This window comes from Reyranella humidisoli (assembly GCF_019039055.1).
Classification (GTDB): domain Bacteria; phylum Pseudomonadota; class Alphaproteobacteria; order Reyranellales; family Reyranellaceae; genus Reyranella; species Reyranella humidisoli.
This window is the reverse complement of record NZ_JAHOPB010000002.1, coordinates 505,376-531,949: the sequence shown is the minus strand read 5'-3', so window position 1 is coordinate 531,949 and position 26,574 is coordinate 505,376. Positions and strand designations below refer to the sequence as shown.

26 protein-coding genes are annotated in these 26,574 nt (G+C 65.7%); 11 read left to right on the top strand and 15 right to left on the bottom strand.

Annotation, left to right across the window (positions count from 1 at the left end; all coding sequences use genetic code 11):
- Nucleotides 1–50: 50 nt before the first annotated feature.
- The 3 genes from KQ910_RS20960 to KQ910_RS20950 are packed head-to-tail and all read right to left on the bottom strand — an operon-like array spanning nt 51 to nt 4,946.
- A complete protein-coding gene (locus tag KQ910_RS20960; protein WP_216964904.1) occupies nt 51–476 on the bottom strand; it encodes a phasin family protein in 426 nt (141 codons plus the stop codon).
- A gap of 16 nt (nt 477–492) precedes the next feature.
- Nucleotides 493–1,764 (bottom strand): DUF445 domain-containing protein, encoded by a 1,272-nt coding sequence (locus KQ910_RS20955; RefSeq protein ID WP_216964902.1) that lies wholly within the window; start codon nt 1,762–1,764, stop codon nt 493–495.
- Nucleotides 1,749–4,946, bottom strand: coding sequence for a bifunctional cytochrome P450/NADPH--P450 reductase (locus KQ910_RS20950; protein ID WP_216964900.1), 3,198 nt, complete (start codon nt 4,944–4,946; stop codon nt 1,749–1,751). The genes KQ910_RS20955 and KQ910_RS20950 overlap by 16 nt, the downstream gene beginning before the upstream one ends.
- 94 nt (nt 4,947–5,040) lie before the next feature.
- On the opposite strand from KQ910_RS20950, the gene KQ910_RS20945 reads away from it, so the two are divergent.
- Complete coding sequence (locus KQ910_RS20945; protein WP_216964898.1) at nt 5,041–5,931, top strand: NAD(P)-dependent oxidoreductase; 891 nt, start codon at nt 5,041–5,043, stop codon at nt 5,929–5,931.
- A 123-nt stretch (nt 5,932–6,054) separates the two neighbouring features.
- Here KQ910_RS20945 and KQ910_RS20940 read toward each other — a convergent pair whose 3' ends face one another.
- Genes KQ910_RS20940 through KQ910_RS20920 form a run of 5 tightly spaced genes read right to left on the bottom strand, consistent with a single transcriptional unit; the run spans nt 6,055 to nt 10,205 of the window.
- Nucleotides 6,055–6,657 (bottom strand): alpha/beta fold hydrolase, encoded by a 603-nt coding sequence (locus KQ910_RS20940; RefSeq protein ID WP_216964896.1) that lies wholly within the window; start codon nt 6,655–6,657, stop codon nt 6,055–6,057.
- Between the two features lie 2 nt (nt 6,658–6,659).
- Nucleotides 6,660–7,307 (bottom strand): glutathione S-transferase family protein, encoded by a 648-nt coding sequence (locus tag KQ910_RS20935; RefSeq protein WP_216964895.1) that lies wholly within the window; start codon nt 7,305–7,307, stop codon nt 6,660–6,662.
- A 39-nt stretch (nt 7,308–7,346) separates the two neighbouring features.
- Nucleotides 7,347–8,141, bottom strand: coding sequence for a phosphodiesterase (locus KQ910_RS20930; RefSeq protein ID WP_216964893.1), 795 nt, complete (start codon nt 8,139–8,141; stop codon nt 7,347–7,349).
- Between the two features lie 17 nt (nt 8,142–8,158).
- On the bottom strand, nt 8,159–8,533 hold the full coding sequence (locus KQ910_RS20925; protein WP_216964891.1) for a hypothetical protein: 375 nt from the start codon (nt 8,531–8,533) through the stop codon (nt 8,159–8,161).
- A 16-nt stretch (nt 8,534–8,549) separates the two neighbouring features.
- The gene (locus KQ910_RS20920; protein ID WP_216964889.1) at nt 8,550–10,205 is read right to left on the bottom strand and encodes an NAD+ synthase; all 1,656 of its coding nucleotides are present in this window, start codon (nt 10,203–10,205) and stop codon (nt 8,550–8,552) included.
- Nucleotides 10,206–10,338: 133 nt separating this feature from the next.
- Here KQ910_RS20920 and KQ910_RS20915 point away from each other — a divergent pair, with 133 nt between their 5' ends.
- The gene (locus KQ910_RS20915; protein WP_216964887.1) at nt 10,339–11,322 is read left to right on the top strand and encodes a D-2-hydroxyacid dehydrogenase family protein; all 984 of its coding nucleotides are present in this window, start codon (nt 10,339–10,341) and stop codon (nt 11,320–11,322) included.
- Between the two features lie 157 nt (nt 11,323–11,479).
- Here the strand turns inward: KQ910_RS20915 and KQ910_RS20910 are convergent, their stop codons facing one another.
- Together KQ910_RS20910 and KQ910_RS20905 are read right to left on the bottom strand one after the other, a co-directional pair.
- On the bottom strand, nt 11,480–12,259 hold the full coding sequence (locus KQ910_RS20910; protein ID WP_369408431.1) for a gamma-glutamyl-gamma-aminobutyrate hydrolase family protein: 780 nt from the start codon (nt 12,257–12,259) through the stop codon (nt 11,480–11,482).
- Nucleotides 12,260–12,568: 309 nt separating this feature from the next.
- Nucleotides 12,569–12,955, bottom strand: coding sequence for a RidA family protein (locus tag KQ910_RS20905; protein WP_216964885.1), 387 nt, complete (start codon nt 12,953–12,955; stop codon nt 12,569–12,571).
- Between the two features lie 48 nt (nt 12,956–13,003).
- On the opposite strand from KQ910_RS20905, the gene trmFO reads away from it, so the two are divergent.
- The 8 genes from trmFO to KQ910_RS20865 all read left to right on the top strand — a co-directional run bounded on the left by trmFO (nt 13,004) and on the right by KQ910_RS20865 (nt 21,378).
- The gene (gene trmFO, locus KQ910_RS20900) at nt 13,004–14,374 is read left to right on the top strand and encodes a methylenetetrahydrofolate--tRNA-(uracil(54)-C(5))-methyltransferase (FADH(2)-oxidizing) TrmFO (RefSeq protein WP_216964884.1); all 1,371 of its coding nucleotides are present in this window, start codon (nt 13,004–13,006) and stop codon (nt 14,372–14,374) included.
- Nucleotides 14,375–14,387: 13 nt separating this feature from the next.
- Entirely contained in the window at nt 14,388–15,353 is a 966-nt protein-coding gene (locus tag KQ910_RS20895; protein ID WP_216964883.1) for a hypothetical protein, read from the top strand.
- A gap of 111 nt (nt 15,354–15,464) precedes the next feature.
- The gene (locus KQ910_RS20890; RefSeq protein WP_216964882.1) at nt 15,465–15,761 is read left to right on the top strand and encodes an acyl carrier protein; all 297 of its coding nucleotides are present in this window, start codon (nt 15,465–15,467) and stop codon (nt 15,759–15,761) included.
- A gap of 66 nt (nt 15,762–15,827) precedes the next feature.
- A complete protein-coding gene (locus KQ910_RS20885; RefSeq protein WP_216964881.1) occupies nt 15,828–17,177 on the top strand; it encodes an MATE family efflux transporter in 1,350 nt (449 codons plus the stop codon).
- A 34-nt stretch (nt 17,178–17,211) separates the two neighbouring features.
- On the top strand, nt 17,212–17,967 hold the full coding sequence (gene cobF, locus KQ910_RS20880) for a precorrin-6A synthase (deacetylating) (protein WP_216964880.1): 756 nt from the start codon (nt 17,212–17,214) through the stop codon (nt 17,965–17,967).
- 121 nt (nt 17,968–18,088) lie between these two features.
- The gene (ppk2, locus tag KQ910_RS20875; protein WP_216964879.1) at nt 18,089–19,213 is read left to right on the top strand and encodes a polyphosphate kinase 2; all 1,125 of its coding nucleotides are present in this window, start codon (nt 18,089–18,091) and stop codon (nt 19,211–19,213) included.
- Nucleotides 19,214–19,332: 119 nt separating this feature from the next.
- Complete coding sequence (locus KQ910_RS20870; protein ID WP_216964877.1) at nt 19,333–20,475, top strand: zinc-binding dehydrogenase; 1,143 nt, start codon at nt 19,333–19,335, stop codon at nt 20,473–20,475.
- A gap of 6 nt (nt 20,476–20,481) precedes the next feature.
- A complete protein-coding gene (locus KQ910_RS20865; RefSeq protein ID WP_216964875.1) occupies nt 20,482–21,378 on the top strand; it encodes a polysaccharide deacetylase family protein in 897 nt (298 codons plus the stop codon).
- An 8-nt stretch (nt 21,379–21,386) separates the two neighbouring features.
- On the opposite strand, the gene KQ910_RS20860 is transcribed toward KQ910_RS20865, so the two are convergent.
- From KQ910_RS20860 to KQ910_RS20850, 3 genes are read right to left on the bottom strand one after another with little or no spacing between them, the layout of a single operon-like run.
- The gene (locus KQ910_RS20860; RefSeq protein ID WP_216964873.1) at nt 21,387–22,625 is read right to left on the bottom strand and encodes an LLM class flavin-dependent oxidoreductase; all 1,239 of its coding nucleotides are present in this window, start codon (nt 22,623–22,625) and stop codon (nt 21,387–21,389) included.
- A 12-nt stretch (nt 22,626–22,637) separates the two neighbouring features.
- Nucleotides 22,638–23,522 (bottom strand): alpha/beta fold hydrolase, encoded by an 885-nt coding sequence (locus KQ910_RS20855; RefSeq protein ID WP_216964871.1) that lies wholly within the window; start codon nt 23,520–23,522, stop codon nt 22,638–22,640.
- A 20-nt stretch (nt 23,523–23,542) separates the two neighbouring features.
- A complete protein-coding gene (locus KQ910_RS20850) occupies nt 23,543–24,202 on the bottom strand; it encodes a squalene/phytoene synthase family protein (RefSeq protein ID WP_216964869.1) in 660 nt (219 codons plus the stop codon).
- 108 nt (nt 24,203–24,310) lie between these two features.
- Here KQ910_RS20850 and KQ910_RS20845 point away from each other — a divergent pair, with 108 nt between their 5' ends.
- A complete protein-coding gene (locus KQ910_RS20845) occupies nt 24,311–24,907 on the top strand; it encodes a urate hydroxylase PuuD (protein WP_216964867.1) in 597 nt (198 codons plus the stop codon).
- Between the two features lie 70 nt (nt 24,908–24,977).
- Here the strand turns inward: KQ910_RS20845 and KQ910_RS20840 are convergent, their stop codons facing one another.
- Both KQ910_RS20840 and secF read right to left on the bottom strand, forming a co-directional pair.
- Nucleotides 24,978–25,382, bottom strand: a complete 405-nt coding sequence (locus tag KQ910_RS20840; RefSeq protein WP_216964865.1) for an Mth938-like domain-containing protein — start codon at nt 25,380–25,382, stop codon at nt 24,978–24,980.
- Nucleotides 25,379–26,572, bottom strand: a complete 1,194-nt coding sequence (gene secF / locus KQ910_RS20835; protein WP_216964863.1) for a protein translocase subunit SecF — start codon at nt 26,570–26,572, stop codon at nt 25,379–25,381. The genes KQ910_RS20840 and secF overlap by 4 nt, the downstream gene beginning before the upstream one ends.
- Nucleotides 26,573–26,574 lie beyond the last annotated feature (2 nt).

The window sequence follows — 26,574 nt, the reverse complement described above, 5'->3', positions numbered from 1 at the left end:
CGCGCGAAGCGCGACACCTCCCCATCTGAATGGGGAGGAGAATAAAGTTCCTACGACTTCTTCTCGACGCTGCTGCGGATTTCCTCGTAGGACTCCTTCATCCGGTCCTGGACGATCTTGAAGGCTTCGGTGCTGGACTTCTGGACCAGCTCCGCAATGTCCTTCGTGTTGGCGATGGCGGCCTCCATCGCCTTCTTGGCGAACTCGCTCTGCTTGGCCATCACTTCCTGCGGATTGCCGCCCGGCTTGTAGGACTGTGCCATCTCGGCCATGTCCTTCATCGCGGCCTCGAAGATTTCCTTCTGCTTCTGCGCGACCTCGCTCGCACCGCCGGCCACCGCCTGCCAGGAGCGCGTCATCGCCTCGAGATTCTTCTGATGATGCTCCATCATCTTCGACATGTCGAAGGCCGGCACCTTCAACTGCTCGCCAAGCTTCTTGAACATGTCGGTGAAGGGCTGCGTCGCATCGGCCATATGGATCTCCTGTGCGTTACAGGTACAGCTTCAACCCCTGCTCCAGCGCGTGCAAGGCCAAACCGGCGAGGCCGCCGATCATTGCACCATTGAAACGGATATATTGCAGGTCGCGCCCGACCGTCAGCTCGATGCGGCCGATCAGCACGTCGATGTCCCACGACTTCACCTGGTCGGCGATGAAGCGACCGACACCGCTCTTCTGGCTCTGCACGAAACCTGCAAGGACCCGCACCATGCCGCGATTGATCTCCGCGCGGATCGCCGGATCGCGCGCAAGCTGGCTGCCGACGTCGACCAGCATGGCCTCGAGTTGACGGCGTACCTGGCTGTCCGCGTTGCGCGAATCCTGCTCAAGGAAGGAGCGCACGCTGTCCCAGGCGCCCTCGGCCATCGTGGCGATCTCCGGCCGCGCCAGCAGGTCGTGCTTCAGGTTCTCGGCGCGGCGCGCGAAAGCCTTCGACGTACGCAAGTTGGCAATGAAACCCGCGACGAAACTATCGAACTCCTGCCGCAGAGGATGGCTCGTGTCGGCGCGCGCGTCCTTGATGAAGGCCGTGGTCGAGGCCACGATCTTCCGCAACAGGTAGGCATCCGCGCGATAGAGATTGAACAACGCCGGCAGCTCGTTGCGGATCTTCTCGCGCATCGCCGCCAGTGTCTCCTCGTTGGCCAGTACCTTCTCCAGCGCCACGAGCAGCTCGTCGAGCAGGCGCTGGTGGCGTCCTTTCTCGGTGACGGCGCTCAACAAGCCGGCGGCAAGCGGCGCCAGTTCGATCCGTTCCAGCTCGGCCTTTGCCCGCTGGCCCAGGAAGCCCTTGAGACCGGACTGGTCGATGGCAGCGAGGGCCTGCGGCACCATCCGCAACATGAACCCTGCCAGCGCGGCGCTCCGCTCGCGATCGCTCAGCCAATCCGCCACGAGGGCCGCGAAGTCGACTTCACGCAGGCGCGCCTCGACCGGCTCCGGCGCCAGGAAGTTCGTCTCGATGAACTCGCCGAGATTCTCGGCAATGCGGTGATGATTGCGCGGCACGATGGCGGTGTGCGGTATCGGCAGGCCGAGCGGGCGGCGGAACAGGGCCACGATCGCGTACCAGTCGGCCAGCCCGCCGACCGTCGCGGCCGCCGCAAAGGCCGCGACATAGCCCCAGACCCAATGGACGGGCTCGAAGTGCCGCGCCACGACGAACAGGGCCGCCGTCGCCACCAGCAGCAGCGCCGCGACGAGCTTGACCCGCCGCAGCGAGCGGGCGCGCTCGGCGTCCCGGGTCAGCTGCTCGCCCACACGTCCAACACGTAGCGATTGTCGGCCGCGAGCTTGGCCATCCAGGCCTCGCCCGCCGCTTCGTCGGCGCCGGTCTTCGCCCGATGCATCGCGATCAGCGCCCGCTTCACGTCGGGCTCCATGCGCCCACCGTCGCCACAGACATAGACGATCGCGCCCTGCTCAATGAGAGCGGCCACCTTTTCGGCCTGGGCTTTCAGGAGATCCTGCACGTAGGCTTTCTTTCCGTCGTGGCGCGAGAAGGCGACCTGCAGGTCAACGAGGCCGGCATCGGCCTGTTCCTTCAGCTCGTCCGCATAGATGAAGTCCTGCTCCGAATGACGGCAGCCGAAGAACAGCATCGCCGGCCCAAGCGTCCGGTTCTGTGCCTTGAGTGCAGCACGCTCGCGCAGGAAGCCGCGGAACGGCGCGAGGCCGGTGCCGGGGCCGATCATGACGATCGGCGCGGCCGGATCGACCGGCAGCCGAAAGCCGACCTTCGTTTCCTTCACGAAGGCCTGCACCGTGGAGCCCGCGGCCTGGCGCGCGAGATGGTTCGAGCAGATGCCGTGATAGACACCCGCACCGGACCGCGCCGGTCCCTCGACCACCGCGACCGTCACCGAGCAGCACGCGCCGTCGGCGACCGGCGACGAGGAGATCGAGTAATAACGCGGCACCATCAGGGGCATCATTTCGAGGAATGCCGCGAAGGGCAGCTCGCAGGCCGGGAACTCTTCCAGCAGGTCGAGTACCGATTTGCGCTTGGCCAGAATCTCGGCCCGGAAGTTTTCCTCCTCCAGCAATGCTTCGAGCCTGGGGCGCGTGAACGGGCAACGCGTGTGCAGCGCCATCATCTGGATCTGCTTGCGTGTCGCGGGAAGCTGCAGCTCCAGATAGTCGGCCAGCAGACGATGGACGGAGATCGCCTCGCCCGTGGGCAGAGCCGCGCGCCGTCCCTCGGCCGCCGTCAGCTCGACATGCGCGCCGGGCGCGAAGCCGAAGCGCCGCATCGCCCGCGCGATAAGCGCCGCGCCGTTCTGAGGCACGATGCTGAGATGATCGCCGGCGCGATAGCTCACGCCGTCAGGCAGCAGGACCTCGATGTGCCGCGTGCTGCGGCCAGACGTCTCCGGATTCTGCAGTTCGCGATTGGCCAGGACCTGCATCGGCAGCGCACCGCCGCCGCCGATGATCGGGTTGACCGGCGGCTTGTCGACCGGCTGCACCTGATAGAGCGGTTCCTGGGCCGCACCACTTTCGGCCTCGAACTTGACGCCGAGCTTTTCGGCCACCGACGGCAACATCGGCTCGTACCAGGACTGGAAGTTCCCATCGAGATCGTCGCGGGCGTCGCCCTCGCCGCGCACGTGAAGTCGCTCGGCCCCCTTCTCCGCCATCAGCTCGTCGATCTGGCGCGGGATCGACTGATAGGTCGAAGCCCAGTCGCGATTGCCGCAACCGAACACGGTGTAACGCACCCCCTCCAGTGCGCCCGGGGCGGCGCCCTTCAGGCTGGCGAGGAATTGCACGGCATTGTCGGGCGGCCCACCGTTGTAGGACGCACAGACGATGGCCACGGCGCCTTCGGTCGGCAGCCGGCCGGCCACGTCGTCGAGGCCGGCCAGGGTCGTGGCGAAACCCGCGGCCTCGGCATCCTCGGCAATCGAGCGCGCCAGTTCCTCGGCGGTTCCCATGTTGGAGCCGAACAGCACGGCGAGCCTGGTGCCGTGGCTGGAAGCCGACTTGCGCTTGGCCTTCTTCGGCGCCGGCGTTGTCGTGATGGCTGCCCGGCCGCTGCCACGCACGATGTCGGGGCGCAACCGCACCCGCATCATCAGCCCATCGGGCTTGATGGTGAGGGATTCCTTGATCTTGAGCTGGTAGCGCGTGTGATCGACCAGCCGAAAACGCTGCAGGATCATGCCCAGCACCAGCGTCGCCTCCGTCATGGCGAACTGCCGGCCGATGCAGGCGCGCTGTCCGTTGCCGAACGGCTTGAAGGCATGGCTCGGCATCCTGGCTTCGCGCTCGGGCGCGAAGTTGTCGGGATTGAAGACTTCCGCCTGCGGTCCCCAGACCGACTTGTCGCGATGCAGCATCGAGGTCAGCACGGTGACGAAGGTGCGCTTGCGCAGCTTGTATTTCCCGCCGATCGTCTCGTTCTCGTACGGATAGAGACCGAAGGCTGGCGCGGTCGGCCACAGCCGCAGCGACTCCTTCAGAATCTGGCCTACATAGACGAGCTGGTTCACCTGGCTCGCGGTCGGCTTGGCGTTCACGTCGCGCCCGAGAACACGATCGACCTCCTCGTAGGCCTTCTGCAGCACGTGCGGATTGTTCAGCAGGAAGTAGACGGCGAAGGACAGCATCCCGCTCGTGGTCTCGTGACCGGCGATCAGGAAGGTGTTCATCTGGTAGCGGATGTTGACGTCGTCGAGCCGCTCGCCGGTCTGCTTGTCGAGCCCGCTCAGCATGAAGCCTAGCAGGTCGGGCTTGGCGGTGTCGTCGGCCGGCACCTCCCGGCGCTCGCGGATGATGCGGTCGGCGATGCCGTTCATGAAGCCGACATCTTCCTCGAGCTTCTTGCGCGTCTTGCGCTGGGTGATGTCCTCGAGCGGCAGGCCGCGCATCTTCATGACGGCTTCGAGCGCGCGCACCAGCGACTCGACATAGGGATGGTTATCGCTGCGATAGAAGGAGTTGAAACGGTAGTTGAAGCCGCACAGGCCGATCGTGTCGAGGGTGAGCGCGGTCATGTCCCGCACCACGTCGATCTCCTCGTCGGCGTTCAGCCGCTCCCACTTGGTCACGAGCTGGTCGGCGATGTCGAGCATGCCCTCGTGATAGTTCTGCATCATGCGGTGTGCGAAGGTCGGCAGCAGAATGTTGTGCGCCTTCTGCCAGTTCGGCTCCTGGGTCTCGGCGGTGAACAACGCGTCGCCGCCCAGCATGCGCACCCGGCGCAGCGACCCGCGGACCGCCTTGTCGAACCGCTTCTCGTCGCACAATTCGGCGACCAGGTCGGCGCCCGACACGACGACGAGCGGCGTGCCCATCATGTCGAGCCAGAAGATAGGCCCCTGCTCGCGGGCGATCCGCATCAGGTCCTGGATCGGCGCCCCGCCGTCGACGGTCAACATGTTGCCCAACAGCGGCGTGCGCGGCGGATGCGGAATTGGATGCAGTTTGTTTCGCGCCATGAGGCGTCGTTCCTCCCAGTAGTGCCGTCCTTATAGCAAGGGACCGGGGTTTCTGTCGTATAGTCCCGGCAACTGCAGATTTCCGGAGGAACGCATGAAGGTCGGGTATATCGGTGTCGGGAACATGGGTGGCCCCATGTGCCGCAACCTCATCAAGCGCAGCAACCACTCGGTCACGGTATTCGACCTGAACCCCGCGGCGGTGAAGACCTGCACGGACCTCGGCGCGACGGCCGGCAAGTCCATCGCGGACGTGACCCAGGGCGCCGACATCGTCATGACGTCCCTGCCCATGCCCCGGGACGTCGAGGCCGTGACCCTGGGCGACAACGGCATCCTGGCGAATGCCAGCAAGGGGCAGACCTACATCGACCTCAGCACCAACGCGCCGTCGATGGTGAAGAGGATCGGCGCCGCCATGGCCGCCAAGGGCATCGCCATGCTCGACGCGCCGGTAAGCGGCGGCACGGTCGGCGCCGAAGCGGCGACAATCGCCATCATGGTCGGCGGCGACAAGAAGGTGTTCGACGACGCCCTGCCCGTGCTGCAGTCGTTCAGCGCCAACGTGATCCACATGGGCGAGCTCGGCACCGGCACGGTCGCCAAGCTGGTGAACAACATGATGGCCTTCTGCAACGCCGCCGCTGCCGCCGAAGGGCTGATGCTGGGCGTCACGGCCGGCCTCGACCCGCAGAAGCTGGTGCAGGTGATCGCCAGCTCGAGCGGCAACTCCTCGGTCTTCAAGGCCTTTTCCGAGCGCGCCCTCTCGAACAAGTTCTCCCCGCCGTCGTTCGCGCTCAACCTGGCGCACAAGGACCTGCACCTCGCGATGGAACTGGCCGACGAGCTCGACGTGCCGCTGCCCCAGGGATCGGCCACGCATAACCTCCAGCGCATGGCCCGCCGCATGGGCCTCGGCAACGACGACAGTTCGGCGATTCTGCAGGTCTACCAGTCGGTCCTGAAGAAGACAGTGAAGCCGTAAAGCCGTCCTCCCTATTCAAATGGGGAGGTGTCGCCTCGTATGGGACGGTGGGGTCATGACCCCACCGCCCTCGTAAGACGAGGGCACTTCCCCTTGCGGAGTCCGCAAAGGGGAAGAGGTTAACTATCCCAAATGCCTCGCGATCAGGCGCGCGACGCGGTCGGCATGCGTGCTGGCCACGTCGTGATCGCCGCCCGCCACGACCTCCAGGCGCGCGTTCGGCAGGCGCGCTGCGAGATGTTCGCCGACCGCGACCGGGCTCACCGCATCCTTATCGCCCCAAATCAGCAATGTGGGTGCCGCGATCTTTTCGACAGGCAGCGCCGCCGAAGCACGAACATCGGTTATCCACGCGGCCGCCTTCGGAAAGGACTTGCGATAGTCGGCACGCCAGTCCGAAGCGCCCAGTCCCGCCATGTCGACGCCGCCTGACGTGACGCAGAGGACCAGCCGGCGCACCAGTTCCGGGTGCTCCAGCGCGATCCGCGCCGCCAGCACACCGCCCATCGACTGCGCGACCAGGTCGACCGGGCCATCCATGCGGTCCGTTACCATTTTCTGCAGATCGTCGAGGCCACGCACCGCGGGATCGTGCGGCTGGGCGCCGAGGCCCGGCCAGCCGAAATGCTCCTTCGGCCAATCCGACGGCAGGGCCGTGGCGACCGGCTTCCAGAAGTGCGGCGAGCCGCCGGAGCCCGGCAGGAACAGGATTCTGGTTCTGCTCATCGTCAAAGCCCCAGCTTGCTCATGAAGGACGGGAGTGTCCGTCCGATCGACAGCAGGTAGCGACCCATCGCCCCGGCCACCTGCTTCACGGCCGGCCGCGCGCTCATGCGATCACGCCAGGCGTGCAGGTGCGTCAGCTCGGCGGCGACCGGTGCGCCCATCCGCTCGCCGAAGAGCTGCGCCATGTAGAACGCGATATCGGCATAGCTGTAGGCGCCCGCCAGCCATTCCTGTCCACCGATGGTCCGCTCCATCTCCGCGTAGAAGCGCGAGGTGGCATCGTGCGCTCCGGGTGCCCTGGGATCGCTCATCAGGCGGACGATGTGGGGGAAGTAGACCTCGTCGGACTTGTGCTCCAGCAACCGCGCCCGGGCCCGCGCCTTCGGTTCCGACGGCCATAGACCGGGATCGCGCTTCAGCGATTCCAGATACTCGAAAATCTGCGTCGAATCGAAAAGCTCGAGGTCACCGTCGATCAGCACCGGGACCTGGCGCTTGGGGTTGATGCGCACGACCTCCGGGTGCTTCGGCTCGTAGAGCGTCTTCATCTCGAAAGGCACCATCTCGAGTTCGAAGGGGAAACCCTTCTCACGGAGGGCGATCTCGGCCTTGGCGCCGAACATGCTGAGAGGACCGGAATAGAGCTTCATGCCGGCCACCTTACGGGGTCGCCGCCCTACATCAAGGAACTAGCGGAAAGGACGGGGCCCCTCGTAGTCGCCGACATAGCTCACATGGCTGATCAATCCCGTGGGCGGCCGCCACAGATGAAGCGCCACGCCGGGCGGATCCATGGTCATCGAGAGCTTGGCGCCTTCTCGAAGATCGAGCGACGCCTGATGGGCGGTGCTGGGCGCGATCGACGCCAGGGTCCCGGCCCACCGTACCTGGATCGGGCGATGGACGTGGCCGCACAGCACGCGCTCGACATTGCCGCGGCGGCGCACGATTTCCGCCAGACGCTCCGATCCCTCATGGAGACGGGCTGCGTCGAGCGGCGCGATGCCGACGTCGAATGGCGGATGATGCATGAACAGAAGCGTCGGCCGGTCGCTTTCGGCCAGCCGCGCATCCAGCCAGTCGAGCTGGCCGTCGGATAGCGCGCCGTGCCCCTTGCCTTCGACGAGCGTGTCGAGCGCGATCAGCCGCAACGGCAAGTCCTCGACGACATAGTGCAGGAAGCCGTCGTCCGGCAGATAGACATGATCGGGAAACGCCTGGCGCAGCGCGTCACGCGCATCGTGATTGCCGGGGATCAGGTAGAACGGCATCGCCAGCGGCGACAGCACCCGCCTGAGGTTCGCGTATTCCTCGGGCTTGCCGCTGTCGACGAGATCGCCCGTCACCAGCGCGATATCCGGCCGCGGATCGAGCGCATTCACATGGGCAACGGCGCGCTCGAGATAGCCCTGCGTGTCGAGGCGGCCGAAGAGCAGCTCGCCCTCGCGCTTCAGGTGCGTGTCGGAGATTTGTACGATCAGCATGCCCGCCCCTTGCCTTGTCATTGGGCGCCGTCCTTGAGGTGAAAAGGCAGCAAAGCCAATTCAGGCGCCAAATCCTTGATCTCGTCGAAGAACACGATGAAGTGCCGCGCCACCACGCGCTGCAGCTCGCCGCCGGGCTGGTCGTCGCCATCGGCGGTCGTCATCTCCATACCGTCCTTCGTGCGCACCCAAAGCAGCGTGTTGCGTGGCGCAGCCGGCAAGTCCTCGAAACTCAGCAGTCCAAAAGCGACCGCCTGCCGCCGCCTCGCATGCTGGGCAAGCGCGTTGTCCCCGGCGATGTCGCACAGGGCGAAGGCCATCCGGCCTTGCGTGCCATCGAGCAATGTCACGTCATATTCGCGGGTCGCCAGCCGCCCGAGATCGTCGTTCACGTCGACACTCCTGCCTCTATCCCCTGAATCCGTTCACGATGGGATATCGCCGCTCGCGGCTGATGTTGCGAGAGGTGATTTTAACGCCGGGCGGCGCCTGGCGGCGCTTGTATTCGGCACCTTCCAAGAGCCGCCAGACCCGGTCGACGATCGCAGGATCGTGACCCTCCTTTGCCAGCGCGGCAGTGTCGAGATCGCGTTCGATGAGTCCTTTCAGGATGGCATCGAGCGTCGGATAGGGCGGCAGCGAATCCGAATCCTGCTGGTCGGGCCGCAACTCGGCAGAGGGCGGCTTGTCGATGATGCGCGAAGGGATCACGGCGCCCGGCCGGCCGAGCGTGCCGATCGGGAGGTGTGCATTGCGCCAGCAGCAGAGCTCGAACACCGTCGTCTTGTAGACATCCTTCAGCACGTTGAAGCCACCGCACATGTCGCCGTAAAGCGTGGCATAGCCCACCGCCATCTCCGACTTGTTGCCGGTCGTCACCACCATGCCGCCCAGCTTGTTGGATACCGCCATCAGGGTGACGCCGCGGGCGCGGCTCTGGATGTTCTCCTCGGTCACGTCCTCGGCGCGGTTGCCGAACAGCGGCGTCAGCATGCCACGAAACGCTTCCATCGCCGGACCGATGTCGACCACGTCGTAGCGAATGCCGATCGCTTTGGCGCAGGCCTCGGCATCCTCGAGCGACTCCCGGCTGGTATAGGGCGACGGCATCATGATCGCGTGCACGCGCTCGGGCCCCAGAGCGTCGGCCGCCACGGCCGCCGTGATGGCCGAATCGACGCCACCCGAGAGACCGATCACCACCGAAGGAAAGCCGGTCTTGTTCACATAGTCGCGCAGGCCCAGCACCATCGCCTGGTAGATCGATTCGAGCCGATCCAGTTCGCGCGCAACAGGGCCGGGCTGGCACTCCCAGCCGCCCGCCCCCCGGCGGAACTCGACCGTGGCGACCTCCTCCGCGAACGACGCCAGCTTGGCCTTGAGCGACCGGTCGGCCCCTAGGACGAACGACGCGCCGTCATAGACGACCTCGTCCTGCCCGCCCACCTGGTTGAGGTAGACAAAGGGCAGGCTGCTTTCGACCACGCGCTTCACGCCGAGCTGCACGCGGATGTCGGTCTTGCCAGCCTCGTAGGGCGAGCCGTTGGGCACTAACAGGATTTCTCCGCCGGTTTCGGCGATGCACTCGACGACGTCGGGCGTCCACACGTCCTCGCAAATGGGCACGCCGATCCGCACGCCGCGGAAGACGAGAGGACCCGGCATCGGTCCGGCCGAGAAGACGCGCTTGTCGTCGAAGACGCCGTAGTTCGGCAGGTCGACCTTGTAGCGCTTGCCGATGATCTCGCCTTTGTCGAGGGCGACGACGGCATTGTAGAGCTTGCCCTCCTCCCGCCACGGCGTGGTGACGAACAACGCCGGGCCGCCGTCGCGCGTGTCGGCGCGCAGCGCGTCGACGGCGTCGTGGCAGGCCTGCTGGAAGGCGGGTTTCAGGACGAGGTCCTCGGGGAAGTAACCCGCCAGCACCATTTCGGAGAAAAGCACCAGGTCGGCGCCCTGTTTGGCAGCCTCGGCGCGCGCGGCCCGTACCTTCGCCAGATTGCCGGCGACGTCGCCGACCCTGGGATTGAGCTGCGCCAACCCGACTTTGAGAGTGTCCGTCATATCGGCGTCAGTGTGCCGCGATTTAAGCGGGTGTTCATCCGCATTTCTCCTGCGCGCTCCATATACGGAGAGTATGCCTCGGCAATCCGCTGCGTATTTGACGACGCCGCATCCCGGCAGTCAGCATCGCGCCATGAAGATCACGATCCTGGACGACTACTTCGACACGCTGCGGACCCTGCCCTGCTTCGCAAAGCTCGCGGGTCACGAGGTCACGATCTGGAACGACCACGAGCAGGACGTCGATCGCCTGGCCGAACGGCTGGCCGATACGGAAGTGCTGGTCCTGTTCCGCGAGCGCACGCAGATCCGCGCGGCGCTGCTGGAGAGGCTGCCCAAGCTGAGACTGATCAGCCAGCGCAGCGTCTATCCCCATATCGACATCGATGCCTGCACGCGGCTCGGCATCGTCGTGTCGTCGAGCCAGCATGCCGGCACGCCGTCCTATGCCGCGGCGGAACTGACCTGGGCGCTGGCGCTCGCTGCGTCGCGCCTGCTGCCGCAGCAGATCGAAGCGCTGAAGACCGGCCGCTGGCAGATGGGTGTCGGCTCGACGCTGCGCGGCAAGACGCTGGGCATCTACGGCTATGGCCGCATCGGTGCGACGGTGGCGGGCTACGGCCGCGCCTTCGGCATGCGCGTGCTCGTCTGGTCTCGCGAGAAGACGCGGGAAGATGCGCGGCGCGATGGTCACGAGGTGGCACCCGACAAGCTGACCTTCTTCCGGGAATGCGACGTGCTCTCGCTCCACATGCGGCTGGTGGATGCGACCCGAGGCATCGTCACCCGGGCGGATCTCGCGGAGATGAAGCCAACGGCGATCCTGGTGAACACCAGCCGCGCGCCCCTGATCGAGCCGGGCGCGCTCGTCGCCGCGCTCCAGGCCGGGCGCCCGGGCATGGCGGCCATCGATGTGTTCGAAAAGGAACCGGTGCTCGACACCGATCATCCGCTGCTCAACATGCCGAACGTCATCGCAACACCGCATATCGGTTACGTCTCGCGCGACGAATACGAGGTGCAGTTCAGCGACATCTTCGACCAGATTGTCGACTACGCCGCCGGCACGCCGAGCCATGTCGTCAATCCAGCGGTTCTCGCGACCGCACGGCGTTGAGGTTGGTTATCCCGCCGACGGCACGGTCTCGGGGTTTGCCGTCCCGAGGCCGATCTTGGTCGCGAGCAACTGTTCGGCTGCCTTCAGGGCTTCATCGACGTCCCAGGAGCAGTCCCACATTCACGCATTCCACAAATCGGAAGATCAGGCTGGCTCGCTACTTGTTGTCCGCGTGATCGCGGAGTGCGGCGCCGAACGCCTGGAAAAGCTTGCGGTTGATCGGATTGGTCTGCGGATCGTATTCGGCGTGCCACTGGACGCCGACGGCGAAGCCGGGCGCGTCGGCAATGCAGATTGCCTCGATCGTGCCGTCCTCCGCCACACCTTCGATCGCGACGCGCTTGCCGGGATCGAGGATCCCCTGCCCGTGCAGCGAGTTGACGCGAATGCAGTCGCATCCAAGCAGACCGGCGAAGTAGCCCTCCGGCACGAGCTTCACCTCGTGGCGGTCGGCAAACACGACCGTGGGATCGGGGTGGACCTCGCCATTCTCGAGGCGCGGCATGCGATGGTTCATGCGGCCCGGAATGTCCCGAATCTCGGGATGCAGCGAACCGCCGAATGCCACGTTCATTTCCTGGAAGCCGCGGCAGATGCCGAAGATCGGCACGCCGCGCTCAACGCAGGCCTCGATCAGCCCAAGCGCCATCGCGTCGCGATCCTGGTCATACGGTTCGTGGGCGGGATGCGGCTCGAGTCCAAAGCGCGTCGGATGGACATTGGCTCGTGCGCCGGTGAGGAGAATACCGTCGACCGCGCCCAACAGGGCTTCGATGTCGGTGATGTCCGGCGTGCCCGCGAACATCAACGGCAGGGCGCCGGCGACTTCGGCGACCGCCCGCATGTTTCGCTGCCCCACAAGCTGGACATTGTGCCGGTCGTTCACGACGCCGGAATTGCCGATCACCCCGACCACGGGCTTCTTGGTGCTGGTAATCAACGCTCGCCTGCTTGAACCATTCGATGCCCGATAATGACACCAGCCCCGGCACGGTGCGAGTCCGCTCTCGCCGGTTTACATTGACAGCGGCACCCGCCGGTGCGTGAATCAAGCATCGCCTGCAGCAGGGAGGTTTAGATGCTTCCACCCAAGCAACGTGCCGCAAGGATTGCCGGTGCAATCGTTCGGGCCACGGCATAGCGGCACCCACGAACGGCACGGCGGGAGCGGCCCCAGCGGGTCGCATCAGTTGGGCAAGACCCCGACCAGGCCGCTCCCGGCGTTCGCTCTCAAGATTTTCCTGAGTTACTTGGCGGCGATCACCTCGACCTCGACCAGCATCGAGGGATCGGCCAGCCCCGCTACCACGAGCAGAGTGGACGCCGGATACGGCTCCTGCCCGACATACTTGCCGCGCACCTCGCGGAACGCCGGGATGAAGCGGCTGTCCGTCAGAAAGACGGTTAGTTTCACGATATCGCGGAAATCCATACCGCCGGCCTTGAGCACCTCGCCGATATTCTTCCAGACCTGGTCGCTCTGCGCCTCGATGCCGTCCTGCAGCTTTCCGGCCGAATCGACGCCGACCTGACCCGACACGTAGAGCACGCGCGCTTCGGGCGGCACCTCCACGCCGAGGCTGTATTTGCCGGCGACGGAGACGGACTTGGGATTGTGGAACTTGATGGTCATGCCGGGCACTCCATTGTAAGGGAGGCGCACGGTTTCAGGTCGGAGAGCATGGCGTCAAGCACCAAGCCCGTACACATCGTCGGCGGCGGTCTCGCGGGCAGCGAGGCTGCGTGGCAACTCGCCCAGGCGGGCGTGCCGGTGGTGCTGCACGAGATGCGGCCGGTGCGCGGCACCGAGGCCCATCTCACCGACAGTCTCGCCGAACTGGTCTGCTCCAACTCCTTCCGCTCCGACGATGCAGCGAACAACGCCGTCGGCGTGATCCACGAAGAGATGCGCCGCGCCGGCTCGCTGATCATGCGCTCGGCCGACGCGCACAAGCTGCCGGCCGGTGGCGCACTGGCGGTCGACCGCCACGGTTTCTCGGCCGCGGTGCAGGAGACCCTGCTCGCCCATCCGCTGGTGACGCTGGAGCGCGAGGAAGTCGCGGGTCTGCCGCCCGAGGACTGGGACAGCGTCATCGTGGCGACCGGTCCGCTCACCTCGCCCGCACTGGCCGAGGCGATCGCCAAACTGACCGGCGAGGACTCGCTCGCCTTCTTCGACGCCATCGCGCCGATCGTCCATCACGAGAGCATCGACCAGTCGATCGCCTGGAAGCAGTCGCGCTACGACAAGGTCGGTCCCGGCAATGTCGAGGGCAGCGACGGCGCCGATTACTTCAACTGTCCGATGGACAAGCCGCAGTACGACGCGTTCGTCGCCGCGCTGCTCGCAGGCGAGAAGACCGAGTTCAAAGAGTGGGAGCACAACACGCCCTACTTCCAGGGCTGCCAGCCGATCGAGGTCATCGCATCCACGGGACCGCAGAGCCTGCGCTTCGGGCCGATGAAGCCCGTCGGCCTCCGCGATCCCCGCACCGGGCATCGCCCCTGGGCGGTGGTGCAACTGCGTCAGGACAATGCGCTCGGCACCTTGTGGAACATCGTGGGCTTCCAGACCAAGCTGAAGCACGGAGAGCAGACGCGCATCTTCCGAACCATCCCCGGCCTGCAGAACGCGGAGTTCGCGAGGCTGGGCGGCCTGCACCGCAACACCTTCCTCAATAGCCCACGCCTGCTCGACGGCACGCTCCGCCTCAAGGCCATGCCGCGGCTGCGCTTCGCCGGCCAGATCACCGGCTGCGAAGGCTATGTCGAGAGCGCGGCCGTCGGACTGATGACCGGACGGTTTGCGGCGGCAGAAAGACTGGGCCGCGCGCAGGCCGCTCCGCCGCCGACGACGGCGATGGGCGCATTGCTCGGCCACATTACCGGCGGCGCCGACGCCACGACCTTCCAGCCGATGAACATCAACTTCGGCCTGTTCCCGCCCATCGACGGCAGCTTCAAGGGCAAGGAGCGCAAGCAGGCGATGGCGGTGCGGGCGCTTCGCGACTTCGACGAGTGGCTGAAGCCGACACCTCTCGCGGCGGAGTGAAACAGGGACGATCATGCGCCTGATGCAGCCGGAGCCCGCCGCCGCTCTTCTCGGGCTGCGCGCCATGAAGACGGTGGCATCGGCCTCGGGCGGCCCGGGAAAGGCACAACTCGCGCTGATGGACGCGGCGCGGCGGGTGATCCTTCGCATCGACGCAGACATCGGCACGCTGCAGCCGATCACGCCCGCCGAACTGGCCGCAGGCTTCCCGTCGGTCGACCTCCGCCACCAGTTCGTCCAGGGGCTGCTGGTGCTGGCCCTGGCGGACGGCGTGCCCTCGCGCGAAACCGTCGGCAGGGTCGAGGCCTTTGCGGAAGCGCTGGGCATCGCCACGCCGGAACTCGCCAACCAGCGGCGGCTCGCCGAGCATCACACGACGCTTTTCAAGCTCGACCTGCTGCGCCGCAGCCAGGTCGGCGACATCCTGAAGAATCAGCTCGACCAGCACGGCGTCCTGGCGCTGGCCAAGAGCGTGCTGGGGATGCGCGGCCTGATCGAGGACAGAGAACTCGCTGGCCGCTATCGTGCCTGGGAGAAAATGCCGGCCGGAACGCTGGGCCGGTCGATGTGGGAGTATTTCCAGTCCAACAGGTTCGGCATGCCGGGTGAGCGGTTCGGCTTCCCCGAGGCTGGCCTCTATCACGATTTCTGCCATGTACTGGGCGGCTACGGCACCGATCCGGCGGGCGAACTGCAGGTCGCCTCGTTCACCGCAGGCTTCAAGCAGACGCGGCCCTTCTACCTGATCCTGTTCGCCGTGCTGATCTTCAGTGCCGGTTTCAATGCTCGGCCGACCGCCGAGGGTTACACGACCGTCGGTGTGCTGGGCGAACCGGGCGCCGCCGAGCGGATGTTTGCCGCGATCGAGCGTGGCGCCCTCGTGAACACCGATCTCTCCGACAAATGGGACTATTGGCCCTACGTCGAAATGCCGATCGACGAAGCCCGGCGCCGCCTCAACATCGTTCACGCAGCCTGAACGGCGGAAACATTCCGTAACGTCCCGCAACAGGGGGTAACCAAACGTTATTTCACAGGCGGACGCCGGCGGAGTGAAATGCCTCATCCCCTCCTCTCGACGGAGCGAAACATGCAGGCCGTTCAGGAACTGGTCGTCCCCGCCCACACCGCCACCGCGCCCTCGCTGCAGTTCGACGTGATGCACGAGATCTTCAATCTTCTGGCTCCGTACAATGTCGGCAGCAAGCCGATCACCCCGCAGACCGCCATCTCCAAGGGACTGACCGTCGATTCGCTCACGATCATGGATGTGATCATGGAGCTAGAGGACCGGTTCGACGTCACCATTCCCATGAACGTTGCCGCCAACATCGTGACGATCGACCAGCTCGCCGAGGCCGTCGTTTCGCAGCGCGCGGGACGCTGACAAAACTCCCCAGCCCATGAGATAAGCTCGCGAGCACGTGGCGCGGCGCGTGCTACTTAGCCTGCAATGACACCCGCAGAACGCCGGCAGATGATGCTGGCCGGGCCGATCGTGCCCACCATCCTCACCCTCGCGACCCCGAACGTGCTGAACGTGGCCATGCAGAGCCTCGTCAGCATTGCCGACGGCTATTTCATAGGCCAGCTGGGCGTGATCGACCTCGCTGCCCTCGCGCTGGTGTTCCCGACCCAGATGACCCTCGGCATGATGTCGGCCGGCGCCATGGGCGGCGGCATCTCCTCCTCCGTGGCGCGTGCTCTGGGCTCGGGCAACAAGGCGGGGGCCGAGGCCGCCGCGGCGCATGCCCTGGCCATAGCGCTCGGCATGGCGGTGCTGTTCGCCATTGTGTTCGTGGGCTTCGGCCGCCAGATCTACGGCGCCCTGGGTGGCAGCGGCGCCGCGCTCGACCGCGCCGAGGCCTTCGCCACCATCCTCTTCACCGGCTGCGTCGCCCACTGGGTCGCCAATTCCATGGCCTCGGTCCTGCGCGGCACCGGCGACATGAAGACGCCCGGCCTAGCCCTGGTGGCGACGGCGGCCATCCAGATCCCGCTCACCGGTGCGCTGACCCTGGGTTGGTTCGGATTGCCCGCTTTCGGCATCCGCGGCCCGGCCATCGCGGCCGTGATCGCCTTTGCCCTCGCCGCGCTCTGGATGCTGTCGAAGCTGATCGGCCCCAAGGCGCCCCTGCGGCTGCGCTGGCCGGTCGACGGATTTCGCTGGCGGGCCTTTCGCGACATCCTGAAGGTCGGCCTGATCGCGTGTCTCGTGGTCATCCTGACCAACGGCACGGTGCTGGTCGTCACCGGCCTGATCGGCCGCGAAGGCGACGCCGCCATCGCCGGCTACGGCATCGGCTCGCGGCTGGAATACATGCTGATCCCGATCAGCTTCGGGATCGGTGCGGCCCTTACCGCCCTCGTCGGCACGAACATCGGCGCGAAGCAATATGCCCGCGCCCAGCGCATGGCCTGGACCGGGGCCCTGATGGCCGGCGCCGTCGCGGCGACGATCGGCGTGATCGTCGCCGTCTGGCCCGACCTGTGGCTCGGCCTCTTCACCACCAATCCCGGCGCGCTGGCCTCAGGCCGTCACTATCTCAGCATAGTCGGCCCGGCCTACGGTTTCTTCGGCCTGGCCATGGCGCTCTATTTCGCCTCGCAGGGCACCGGCGAAATGATCTGGCCGGTCGGCGCCAACATCACCCGCATCACCATTGCGGGCGGCGGAAGCCTGCTCGCCCTCGACCATTTTGGCTGGGGCGTCTCGGGCCTCTATACCTGCGTGGCATTGGGCATCGTGGCGTTCTCGGCCGTGCTCGCCTTCTCGACGACTCGACGTGCCTGGACCGGCTAAACTCCGGCACAAGGCGGCGCAAACGAGGCAGAGCGTGAAGACGATCCTCATCATCGGCATCGGGGCCGGCGACCCGGACTACCTGACCGTCCAGGCCGTCAAGGCGCTGAACCGCGCCGACGTCTTCTTCCTCATGGACAAGGGGCCGGCCAAGGCGAAGCTGCGCGCGCTGCGCGAGGAAATTTGCCGCCGCCACATCGCACCCGGTCATCCCCACCGTTTCGTCGAGGCACCAAGCCCGCCGCGCGATACGCGACCGTCTGATTACCGCGCCAGCGTGGACGAATTGAACGCCGCCAAGCAGGCGGTGTTCGAGCAGATGATCGCGGACATGAAGGATGGCGAGACGGCCGGCATTCTGGTGTGGGGCGACCCCATGCTCTACGACAGCACGATCCGCAATCTCGAGGCCATCTCAGCGACAGGCAACGGCCAGATCGCCCTCGAGGTGATCCCGGGCATCACGGCGATCCAGGCCCTCGCCGCACGACACGGAATACCGCTGAACCGCATCGCAGAACCCGTGCTGGTCACCACCGGCCGCAGACTGGCGGATGGCCTCCCCAATGGCGTCGACAGCGCCGTGGTCCTGCTCGATGGCGAGGATACCTACCGGCGCTTCGCGGGCGCCAACATGGAAATCTACTGGGGAGCCTATCTCGGCACACCCGACGAAATCCTGATCGCCGGCAAACTGGACGAGGTCGTCGACGAGATCCACCGCCGGCGCAGCGAGGCACGGCGGGAACACGGATGGATCATGGATACCTATCTGATCCGGAGAGCCTAGCAGCGCACCGCACATGAAGCGGCGCGATCTCCCGGCTTGATCTGGATCATTCCGGGATCTGGCGTCCGGTCCTCAACTGAAATACGGAATCAGTTCGAAGCACGCATCCAGGGTCGCAGGCATGAAGAAGAAGAGTAGCACGCGCGCGAACACCCGGCGTTCCGTCAGACTCGGCGAAACGGCGCGATCGCAATCGGCCCGCTCGATCCAGAAGTCGGTCGAGAAAGAAGCCGTCGAGGCTGCGGAGGACTCGAAGGAAATCGCGGTGCGCGACATCCTCGGACTGATGGTTCCGGACCGAAAGCACGAGTTGGCCGAAGCCCTTCAGGCGATCATGGCAGGAGCATCACCCGACGACGCCATCGCCCTGAAGCGCGCCCTTCAAAGTTCCGAGGCCGAGCAGGCTATCGCAGGCCCCCATCCGGACGAGGAGCTGGCGGATGACTGGCGGCAGGGCGGCTATCCCTATCGCAATCTCATGCTCCGCAGGAGCTACGAGAAAGCCAAGTACGGGCTGCAGGTGGAACTGCTGAAGCTCCAGAATTGGACCAAGGAGCAAAAGCAGAAGGTCGTCATTCTCTTCGAGGGCCGCGACGCCGCCGGCAAGGGCGGTGCGATCAAGCGATTCATGGAGCATCTCAATCCGCGCGGCGCACGGGTCGTGGCCCTGGAGAAGCCCTCGGAAATGGAGCGCGGGCAATGGTATTTCCAGCGCTATGTGCAGGAGCTGCCGACCGCCGGTGAAATCGTTCTCTTCGACCGCTCCTGGTACAATCGGGCCGGTGTCGAAAGGGTGATGGGGTTCTGCACCGACGAGGAATACAAGGAGTTCATGCGCCAGGCGCCCGAGTTCGAGCGGAACCTGACGCGCAGCGGACTGCATCTGATCAAGTTCTGGTTCTCGGTGAGCCGCGAGGAGCAGAGAAGACGCTTCAAGGAAAGACAGGTTCATCCGCTCAAGCACTGGAAACTGTCGCCCATCGATCTGGCGTCCCTCGACAAGTGGGAAGATTACACCAAGGCGAAGGAAGCGATGTTTCAGCACACCGACACGGCCGACGCGCCCTGGACGGTCATAAAGTCGGACTGCAAAAAACGCGCGCGGCTGAACGCGATGCGCTACCTGCTGCACCGGCTTCCCTACGACGGCAAGGACCCGAAGAAGATTGGCGCGCTCGATCCCCTGCTGGTCGGGCGGGCCCACGTGGTCTACGAGCGCGGCGAAAACGCTTCTGCGGTTCTCTGAGATACTGCCCTGCAGAAGCCGAGCGCCCGCCCCTCCTTTTGCAGTACAGGCTCGCGAAGGACTTCTTTGCTGTCCCGCCATGCTATGCTGGGAATCAAATCAGCAATGGGAGATGAACGATGAGCGACGCCACCAAGATCTCGGGACTGCAGCTTCGCTCCCTGATCAGCAAGGACGGCACTCTCGAATTGTCGCTGGCGAAGGTCGACGTTCCGGAACCTGGCCCCGACCAGGTCGTGGTCAAGGTCGAGGCGACTCCGATCAATCCGTCAGACCTCGGCCTGCTCACCGGACCGGCCGATCTCGGCAAGGCCACGTCGAGCGGCAGCGGAGACGCCATCAAGGTGACGGCGCCGGTTTCCGCAGCGGCGCTTCCGTTCCTGGCGACACGGCTTGGCGAATCGCTTCCCGTCGGCAACGAGGGCGCCGGCACGGTGATCAAGGCGGGCTCGTCGGAGGCTGCGCAGGCGCTGAAGGGCAAGCTGGTCTCGATGGTCGGCGGCTCGATGTATGCCCAATACCGGGTGCTGAACGCCCGCGACTGCCAGCCGCTGCCTCCCGGCACGACGGCGGCCGAGGGCGCCTCGTGGTTCGTCAATCCGCTGACGGCGCTCGGCATGACCGAGACGATGAAGCGCGAGGGCCACAAGGCGCTGGTGCACACCGCCGCCGCCTCCAACCTCGGCCAGATGCTGAACAAGATCTGCAACGAGGACGGGATCGGTCTCGTCAACATCGTGCGCAGCCCCGAGCAGGCCAGGCTGCTGAAGGGCATCGGCGCGAAGCATGTCGTCGATTCGAGTGCGGCAAGCTTCACCGACGATCTGGTGCAGGCGCTGGTCGAGACCGGCGCCACCATCGCCTTCGATGCGATCGGCGGCGGCAAGCTCACGAGCCAGATCCTCACGGCGATGGAAATCGCCATCAACAAGACCGCGACGACCTACAATCGCTACGGCTCCTCCGTGCACAAGCAGGTCTATGTCTATGGCAGCCTCAATACCGCCCCCGTCGAACTCACGCGCAACTACGGCATGGCCTGGGGCGTGGGCGGCTGGCTGCTGACGCCGTTCCTGCAGAAGATCGGCCGTCCCGACCAGACGCGCCTGCGCGAGCGGGTGGTGAATTCACTCAAGACGACCTTCGCCAGCCACTACACCAAGACGATCTCGCTGCAGGAGGCGCTCGACCTCCAGAACCTCACCGCCTACTCCAAGCGCGCGACCGGCGAGAAGTTCCTGATCAACCCGAACAAGGCGTAAGTGGGCATGGCGCGCGAAACCGGAGACAGCGTCCGCGGCCGCGCGCCGTACCTGCCGATCCACAAGCGGCCCAAACTCGTCCTGCCGGGCAATGCGCGCGTCGCCGTGTGGACGATCGTGAACGTCGAGAACTGGAGTCCGGCAGGGGCGATGCCGCGCACCGTGCTGCCGCCGCCGATGGGCCAGCCGCTGCTGCCCGACGTGCCAAACTGGGCGTGGCACGAATACGGGATGCGCGTGGGCTTCTGGCGGTTCCTGGAGACGTTGAGCGCGCGCAAGCTCAAGGCGACCTTCGCCGTGAACGGCACGGCCTGCGAACTCTATCGCGAGGCCTGCCAGGCGGCGCACGACGCCGGGTGGGACTTCATGGGCCATGGCTGGGTGCAGAAGCCGATGCACCGGGTCGAGGACCAGAAGAGCGCCATTGCCGATACGATCCGCGCCATCAAGGACTTCACCGGCAAGCCGCCGCGTGGCTGGGAAAGCCCGGGGCTCACCGAGACCGACGAAACGCTCGACCTGCTGGCGGAAGCCGGCATCGAATACGTCGCCGACTGGGTCATGGACGAGCAGCCGCTTCCTTTGAAGACCGCGCATGGCGAGATCGTCTCGGTCCCCTATACGGTCGAGATCAACGACGTCGTCATCAGTGCCGTGCAGCAGCAGCCGTCGGACGAGATCTTCCGGCGCGGCCGCGACCAGTTCGACCGGCTCTACCTCGACGGCGAGACGGCGCCGCGCGTGATGGCGATCTCGATCCACCCCTATCTCACGGGCGTGCCGCATCGGATCAAGTATCTCGAGATGCTCTACGACTACATCCTAGGCCATGAGGGCGTCGTGATGTGGACCGGCGCCGAGATCCTCGACTGGTACCGCACGCAGGTGCCGCCGGCCCGGTAGGGCGCGCGTCAGGCCGACGCGCGTTTGGCCGCCGCTTCCTTCTCGGCCATTTTCTGCTTCAGCTGCTCTGGCGTGAGGCGGACGATGTGTTCGTTCTGGTGGCTGAAGATGTCGTACTTGGCGACGTCCAGATCCTCGAGCACGATCTCGCGGTCGAGTACCTTCCGCTTCCAGGCGAGATGCTCGGTCTCCGCCGCATGGAACTCCGGCATCACTTCGCGCGCGAAGAGGTCGAGCGACGAGCAGATGTCCTCGTGGCTGGTCTTGCCGGCCTGGTTCAGCAGGATCACCTGATCGACGCGGCTCGCCTGGAACTGGCGCAGTTTCTTGCGGATCGTCTCGGGCGAGCCGATCAGGCCCGAATCGAGCGCCTTCTTCTCCTCCGGCCCGCCGCGCCACGCCTGGTACTCGTCCCACAGGTTGGAGGTACCCGGCGCATCGACGCCTTTGCGGCCATAGTAGGAGAGCGCGAAGATGAAGAAGGTCCAGCCGGCGGCCTTGGCCTCGGCCTCCTCGTCGGTGGGGGCGCACATGAAGCCCGACACCATCGCGACGTTGGGATTGCTGGGATAGTCGGCGAGCTTCTTCGAGTTGTTGAGCAGGTTGTTGTAGTACTTGTGCACCCAGGCGCGGGCGGCCTCGGGCGTCACGAAGGTGAAGCCCAGCGCGCCCATGCCCCACTCGCCGGCCTTGCCGATGGTCTGGATGTTCGAGCAGGCGACCCAGAGCGGCGGATGCGGCTTCTGGAATGGCTTGGGGATCACGTTGCGCGCCGGGAAGTCGTAATACTCCCCGTGGAACTCCCAGCTCTCCTTCGAGAACATCGGGACGATGGCCTTCACGGCCTCTTCCCAGCGCTCGCGCTTGTCGCGCACGCGGATGTTGAACGGATGCAGCTCGGCCGGCCCCGCCGCCTCGCCCATCCCGAGCTCGACCCTGCCACCGGACAGCAGATCGAGCGTCGAGACCTTCTCGGCCACGCGATGGGGGTTGTTGGTGGTGAGCTGGATGACGCCATGGCCCAGCCGGATGCGCTTGGTGCGCTGGCTCGCGGCGCCGAGGAACACTTCCGGCGCGGAGGAGTGGGAATACTCCTCGAGGAAGTGATGTTCGACCTCCCAGGCGTAGTCGTAGCCCAGCCGGTCGGCGAGCTCGATCTGGGTCAGCGAATCCTGCAGGAGCTGGTACTCGCTCTTCTCGCCCCAGGGCCTCGGAAGCTGATGCTCGTAGAAGATGCCGAACTTCATGGGAATGTTTCCTCAGGCAGACTTGCAGAAACCGGAGATGCTGCCGACCAGCTTCGGCACCATCTGCTCGGGGACATCGTGCCCCCAGCCGGGGAAGGTCTCGATCTTCGCACCGGGCACGAGGGCCGCCACGTCGCGGCCGCACTCGACCGGCAGAAGCGGATCGTCGTCGCCGTGCAGCACCAGCGTCGGCACCTTGACCGTCTTCAGGAGATCGACGCGCGGGCCGGAGGCCATGATCGCGAGATACTGCCGCGCGGCGCCCGGCGGGTAATAGCGGCGGTCGATGTTGCGCTCGACCAGCGTGCGCATCGTTGCAGGATCGGTCGGAAAGCCCGGGCTTCCGATCACGTTCCGCAGCTTGATACCGTGTGCGACGAGCTGCTCGCGGGCGGGTCCCTCCGGCAGCGCCGACAGCATCGCCACCGCCTCGGGCTTGCCCATCGGCAGGCCCATGCGGCCGCTGGTCGACATGATGGAAACGAGCGAGCGCGTGCGCTGCGGATAGGTCGCGGCGATCACCTGGGCGATCATGCCGCCCATCGAGGCGCCGACGATGTGCGCCCGATCGATGTCCAGCGCGTCGAGCAGCCCGATCGCGTCGGCGGCCATGTCGCTCAACAGATAGGGCGCGTCGACCGTCTGGCCTTTCATCAGCTTGGCAAAAGAGCCCATCAGGTCGGGCAGCCCCCATGTGTCGAAGTCCGTCGACAGGCCGACATCGCGGTTGTCGAAACGCACGACGAAGCAGCCCTGGTTCGCCAATCCTTCGCACAGCGATTCCGGCCAGAGCGTCAGTTGCGCTCCCAGGCCCATGATCAGCAGCAGGGCCGGGTCGCCCTTCCTGCCGAACGTCTCGTATTCGATCTCGATGCCATTGGCCTTCGTCTTCGCCACGCTTCCTCCGGGGTTGTCCGTCAGTATCGCCCGCGCCTTGCCGACCACCAATAGGCCAGCGGTCGCCGCAGCGGCCCCATCGGCCGGTCGAGAGATACGGCCGGCAGCAGGATCGGCAGGGCCCGGGGATCGACCTTGCGGCGAAGCGCCCGCGCGTCACCCACGAGCTGGTCGCGCTCCGGCCCCTCGCCCATCAGCCAGGCAGCGCCGATCGCATGGGCGGCCTGCCGCGAGGGGGCGTCATCGACGCCCAGCACCGCCAGTTCGAGGTCGGCCAGTGCGTGCCCGGCCATCATCACGTCCAGCGGCCCCTCAATCTCTTCCTCGCGAGCGTCGATCAGCCTGACCAGGGCTTCGCGCTGAAGACCATGCCGGCGCACGGTTTCACTGAGCGATTCGACAATGGGCTGCGCTCGTGGCTTCCCGGCACCGGCGGCTTCGGCAATTGCCTCCCGCCACCATTCGAGCCGGATTCGGGCCAGCATCGGTTCCCGGGTCACACTGCGGGTGCGCGCCAGCTCATGGTCGAACGCCAGCAGGGACAGCAATCCGCTGCGCCGCGGCTCCGGCGCGAACAGAGCGCCGAGGAAGCGTTCGCGGTCCGCACCGCGCACAATGTCCAGCACGTAGCGGTGCGAAGCCTCGGGGGCGCTGTAACTGTTCGGATCGGATTCGGGCATCGGGGATAACGACAGGGTGCGACCGTTGAACGCAGGCAGGGTTGAGCTTACAATATGACCATCGGGGATTCTTCAATCCCCTCAATAAGATAAAAGGGGATATTCAACATGGGTGCCTTGTTTACCTCTCTTGGGCGCACCGTTTCCGCAGGCATCGTGCTCCTGATTGTGATCGTCGTCGGCGCCGGTTTGTTGACCGGACAGTCGATCAAGATCGACCATTCCTATGCGACGGTCATCATGCGGTGGCTGCACGTGATTTGCGGCATCATGTGGATCGGACTGCTCTGGTACCTGAACTTCGTGCAGGTGCCCACCATGCCGAAGATCCAGCCGGTCGAAAGCCGCACCGCCATCACCAAGTTCATCGCGCCGACCGTGCTGTGGTGGTTCCGCTACGCCGCCCTCGCAACCGTCATCACCGGCCTGCTGCTCGCAACGATGAACAAGTACCTCGTGGAGGCGTTCACCCTGCGGCCCGGCTTCGTCATGATCGGCATCGGGATGTGGATGGCCCTGGTCATGGCCTTCAACGTCTGGTTCATCATCTGGCCGGCGCAGCAGAAGATCCTGGGCCTGGTCGAGGCGACCGCCGAAGAGAAGGCTGCCGCGGCCCCCAAGGCCCTCTACGCCAGCCGCTTCAACACCATGTTCTCGATCGGCATGCTCTACTGCATGGTGGCGCAGCAGAACGCGCCGATCTGAGTGAAATCGACACGGAAAAGGAAACGGGGCCCTGCGGGGCCCCGTTTTCGTTGGTGCGGCTCGCTCCCCGCTACAGCGGGATCAGCGCCGCCGCCACGCGCCGGCCTTCGGCCAGAAGCACGTTGTAGATGCGGCAGGCCGAGCCGGTATCGACGACCTCGATCCCCATGCCGGCAGCCTTCAGCGCGGCGCGCAGGTCGGGCGGCACGAATACGGCGCGCATTCCGCAGCCAAGCACCAGGAGCTCCGTCGGGATGGCCGCCTCGCGCAGGGGCGCCAGGCTTTCCAGCGTGAAGTCCTCGGCCCGCGAGACGGTCCAGGGGTATGTCACAGGCGGCGTCACCAGCACGGGCGACTGCCATTCCCGCTCGCTGATCAGGAAGCGGCCGAGACCGTAGCTGCGGATGTACTGGACCTGCTTCGGGTCCGGCGTCGGCAGGCTCTTGTCGGCGGGGCCCGGGAGCGGCGGCTTCACGCCCCGGCCTGCTCCGTCTTGTCGGCCTTGTCCGCCTTGTCCTCCGCGGGACGAAGCTGGTCGGCGCGCAGGCCTAGATAGACGAGACCCGCGCAGGCAACCCAGACCGACGAGTAGGTGCCGACGATGACGCCCCACAGCATGGCTATCGAGAAGCTGTGCAGGACCGGACCGCCGAACAGCACCAGCGCGCCCACGGCGACGAAGACGGTGCCCGAGGTCATCATGGTGCGCGACAGCGTCTCGTTGATGCTCTGGTTGAGGAGATCGAGCAGCGGCATCTTCTTGTAGCGGCGCATGTTTTCGCGCACGCGGTCGAAGATCACGACGGTGTCGTTGATCGAGTAGCCGGCGATCGTCAGCACCGCGGCGAGCGCCGTCAGGCTGAAGTCGAGCTGGAACAGCACGAAGATGCCGATGGTCGAGATGACGTCGTGCAGCATGGCGATCAGCGCGCCGACCGCGAACTGCCACTCGAAACGCACCCAGACGTAGATCGCAATCGCGACCATCGTGGCGATCACCGCCCAGATGCCGCTGCGCATCAGCTCGTCGCCGATCTTCGGACCGACCGATTCAGTGCCGCGCAGCTCGTAGTTGGTGCCGATCGCATCCTCGACCAGCTTGATGGCGACCTGCTGGCACCATTCGGCGCGCTGTTCGACCGACATGTCGACCTTCGCCGTGTTGGTCGATCCGCGCGGAAGCTGGCGCTCCTGCAGGGTCAGGCCGACACGGCTCACCGCATCGCGCCAGTTGGCGCCGTCGAGCGCGGTCGGCGAGGTAAATTCGACGTCGCCCGTGCCGGCGGCACCGGGCTTGACCAGCCAGCCCTGGCCGGCCCGCTTCTGCATCACGCGCTGGGCGCCCGCGACGCACTGGTTGTCACCCTCCTGGCGCTGGACGCGGATTAGCACCGTGCTGGGATCGCCGAATTCCTGCAGCGAGACCTCTCCGACGCCCAGGGCACCGACGGTGTTGCGCAGCTGGTCGAGTTCGGCCTTGCCGTCCTTGGCCTTGGCCTGGATGGCGATGCCGCCCTTGAAGTCGATGCCGAAGTTGAGGCCGATCGTGAGGACGCCGACGATCGAGACGATGTTGATCAGGGTCGACAGGATCAGCGCAGTGCGGCGCTGCCCCAGAAAGTCGAACTTCCTCTTGAAGGCGAAAAGGCGGACGGGCTTCCACATGG

Bases quoted from the DNA above. Each gene is read 5' to 3' on its own strand.
- KQ910_RS20960 (WP_216964904.1), bottom strand. From the start codon at position 476: ATGGCCGATGCGACGCAGCCCTTCACCGACATGTTCAAGAAGCTTGGC.
- KQ910_RS20950 (WP_216964900.1), bottom strand. From the start codon at position 4,946: ATGGCGCGAAACAAACTGCATCCAATTCCGCATCCGCCGCGCACGCCG.
- KQ910_RS20945 (WP_216964898.1), top strand. From the start codon at position 5,041: ATGAAGGTCGGGTATATCGGTGTCGGGAACATGGGTGGCCCCATGTGC.
- KQ910_RS20940 (WP_216964896.1), bottom strand. From the start codon at position 6,657: ATGAGCAGAACCAGAATCCTGTTCCTGCCGGGCTCCGGCGGCTCGCCG.
- KQ910_RS20935 (WP_216964895.1), bottom strand. From the start codon at position 7,307: ATGAAGCTCTATTCCGGTCCTCTCAGCATGTTCGGCGCCAAGGCCGAG.
- KQ910_RS20930 (WP_216964893.1), bottom strand. From the start codon at position 8,141: ATGCTGATCGTACAAATCTCCGACACGCACCTGAAGCGCGAGGGCGAG.
- KQ910_RS20920 (WP_216964889.1), bottom strand. From the start codon at position 10,205: ATGACGGACACTCTCAAAGTCGGGTTGGCGCAGCTCAATCCCAGGGTC.
- KQ910_RS20915 (WP_216964887.1), top strand. From the start codon at position 10,339: ATGAAGATCACGATCCTGGACGACTACTTCGACACGCTGCGGACCCTG.
- KQ910_RS20905 (WP_216964885.1), bottom strand. From the start codon at position 12,955: ATGACCATCAAGTTCCACAATCCCAAGTCCGTCTCCGTCGCCGGCAAA.
- trmFO (WP_216964884.1), top strand. From the start codon at position 13,004: ATGGCGTCAAGCACCAAGCCCGTACACATCGTCGGCGGCGGTCTCGCG.
- KQ910_RS20895 (WP_216964883.1), top strand. From the start codon at position 14,388: ATGCGCCTGATGCAGCCGGAGCCCGCCGCCGCTCTTCTCGGGCTGCGC.
- KQ910_RS20890 (WP_216964882.1), top strand. From the start codon at position 15,465: ATGCAGGCCGTTCAGGAACTGGTCGTCCCCGCCCACACCGCCACCGCG.
- KQ910_RS20885 (WP_216964881.1), top strand. From the start codon at position 15,828: ATGACACCCGCAGAACGCCGGCAGATGATGCTGGCCGGGCCGATCGTG.
- ppk2 (WP_216964879.1), top strand. From the start codon at position 18,089: ATGAAGAAGAAGAGTAGCACGCGCGCGAACACCCGGCGTTCCGTCAGA.
- KQ910_RS20870 (WP_216964877.1), top strand. From the start codon at position 19,333: ATGAGCGACGCCACCAAGATCTCGGGACTGCAGCTTCGCTCCCTGATC.
- KQ910_RS20865 (WP_216964875.1), top strand. From the start codon at position 20,482: ATGGCGCGCGAAACCGGAGACAGCGTCCGCGGCCGCGCGCCGTACCTG.
- KQ910_RS20860 (WP_216964873.1), bottom strand. From the start codon at position 22,625: ATGAAGTTCGGCATCTTCTACGAGCATCAGCTTCCGAGGCCCTGGGGC.
- KQ910_RS20850 (WP_216964869.1), bottom strand. From the start codon at position 24,202: ATGCCCGAATCCGATCCGAACAGTTACAGCGCCCCCGAGGCTTCGCAC.
- KQ910_RS20845 (WP_216964867.1), top strand. From the start codon at position 24,311: ATGGGTGCCTTGTTTACCTCTCTTGGGCGCACCGTTTCCGCAGGCATC.
- secF (WP_216964863.1), bottom strand. From the start codon at position 26,572: ATGTGGAAGCCCGTCCGCCTTTTCGCCTTCAAGAGGAAGTTCGACTTT.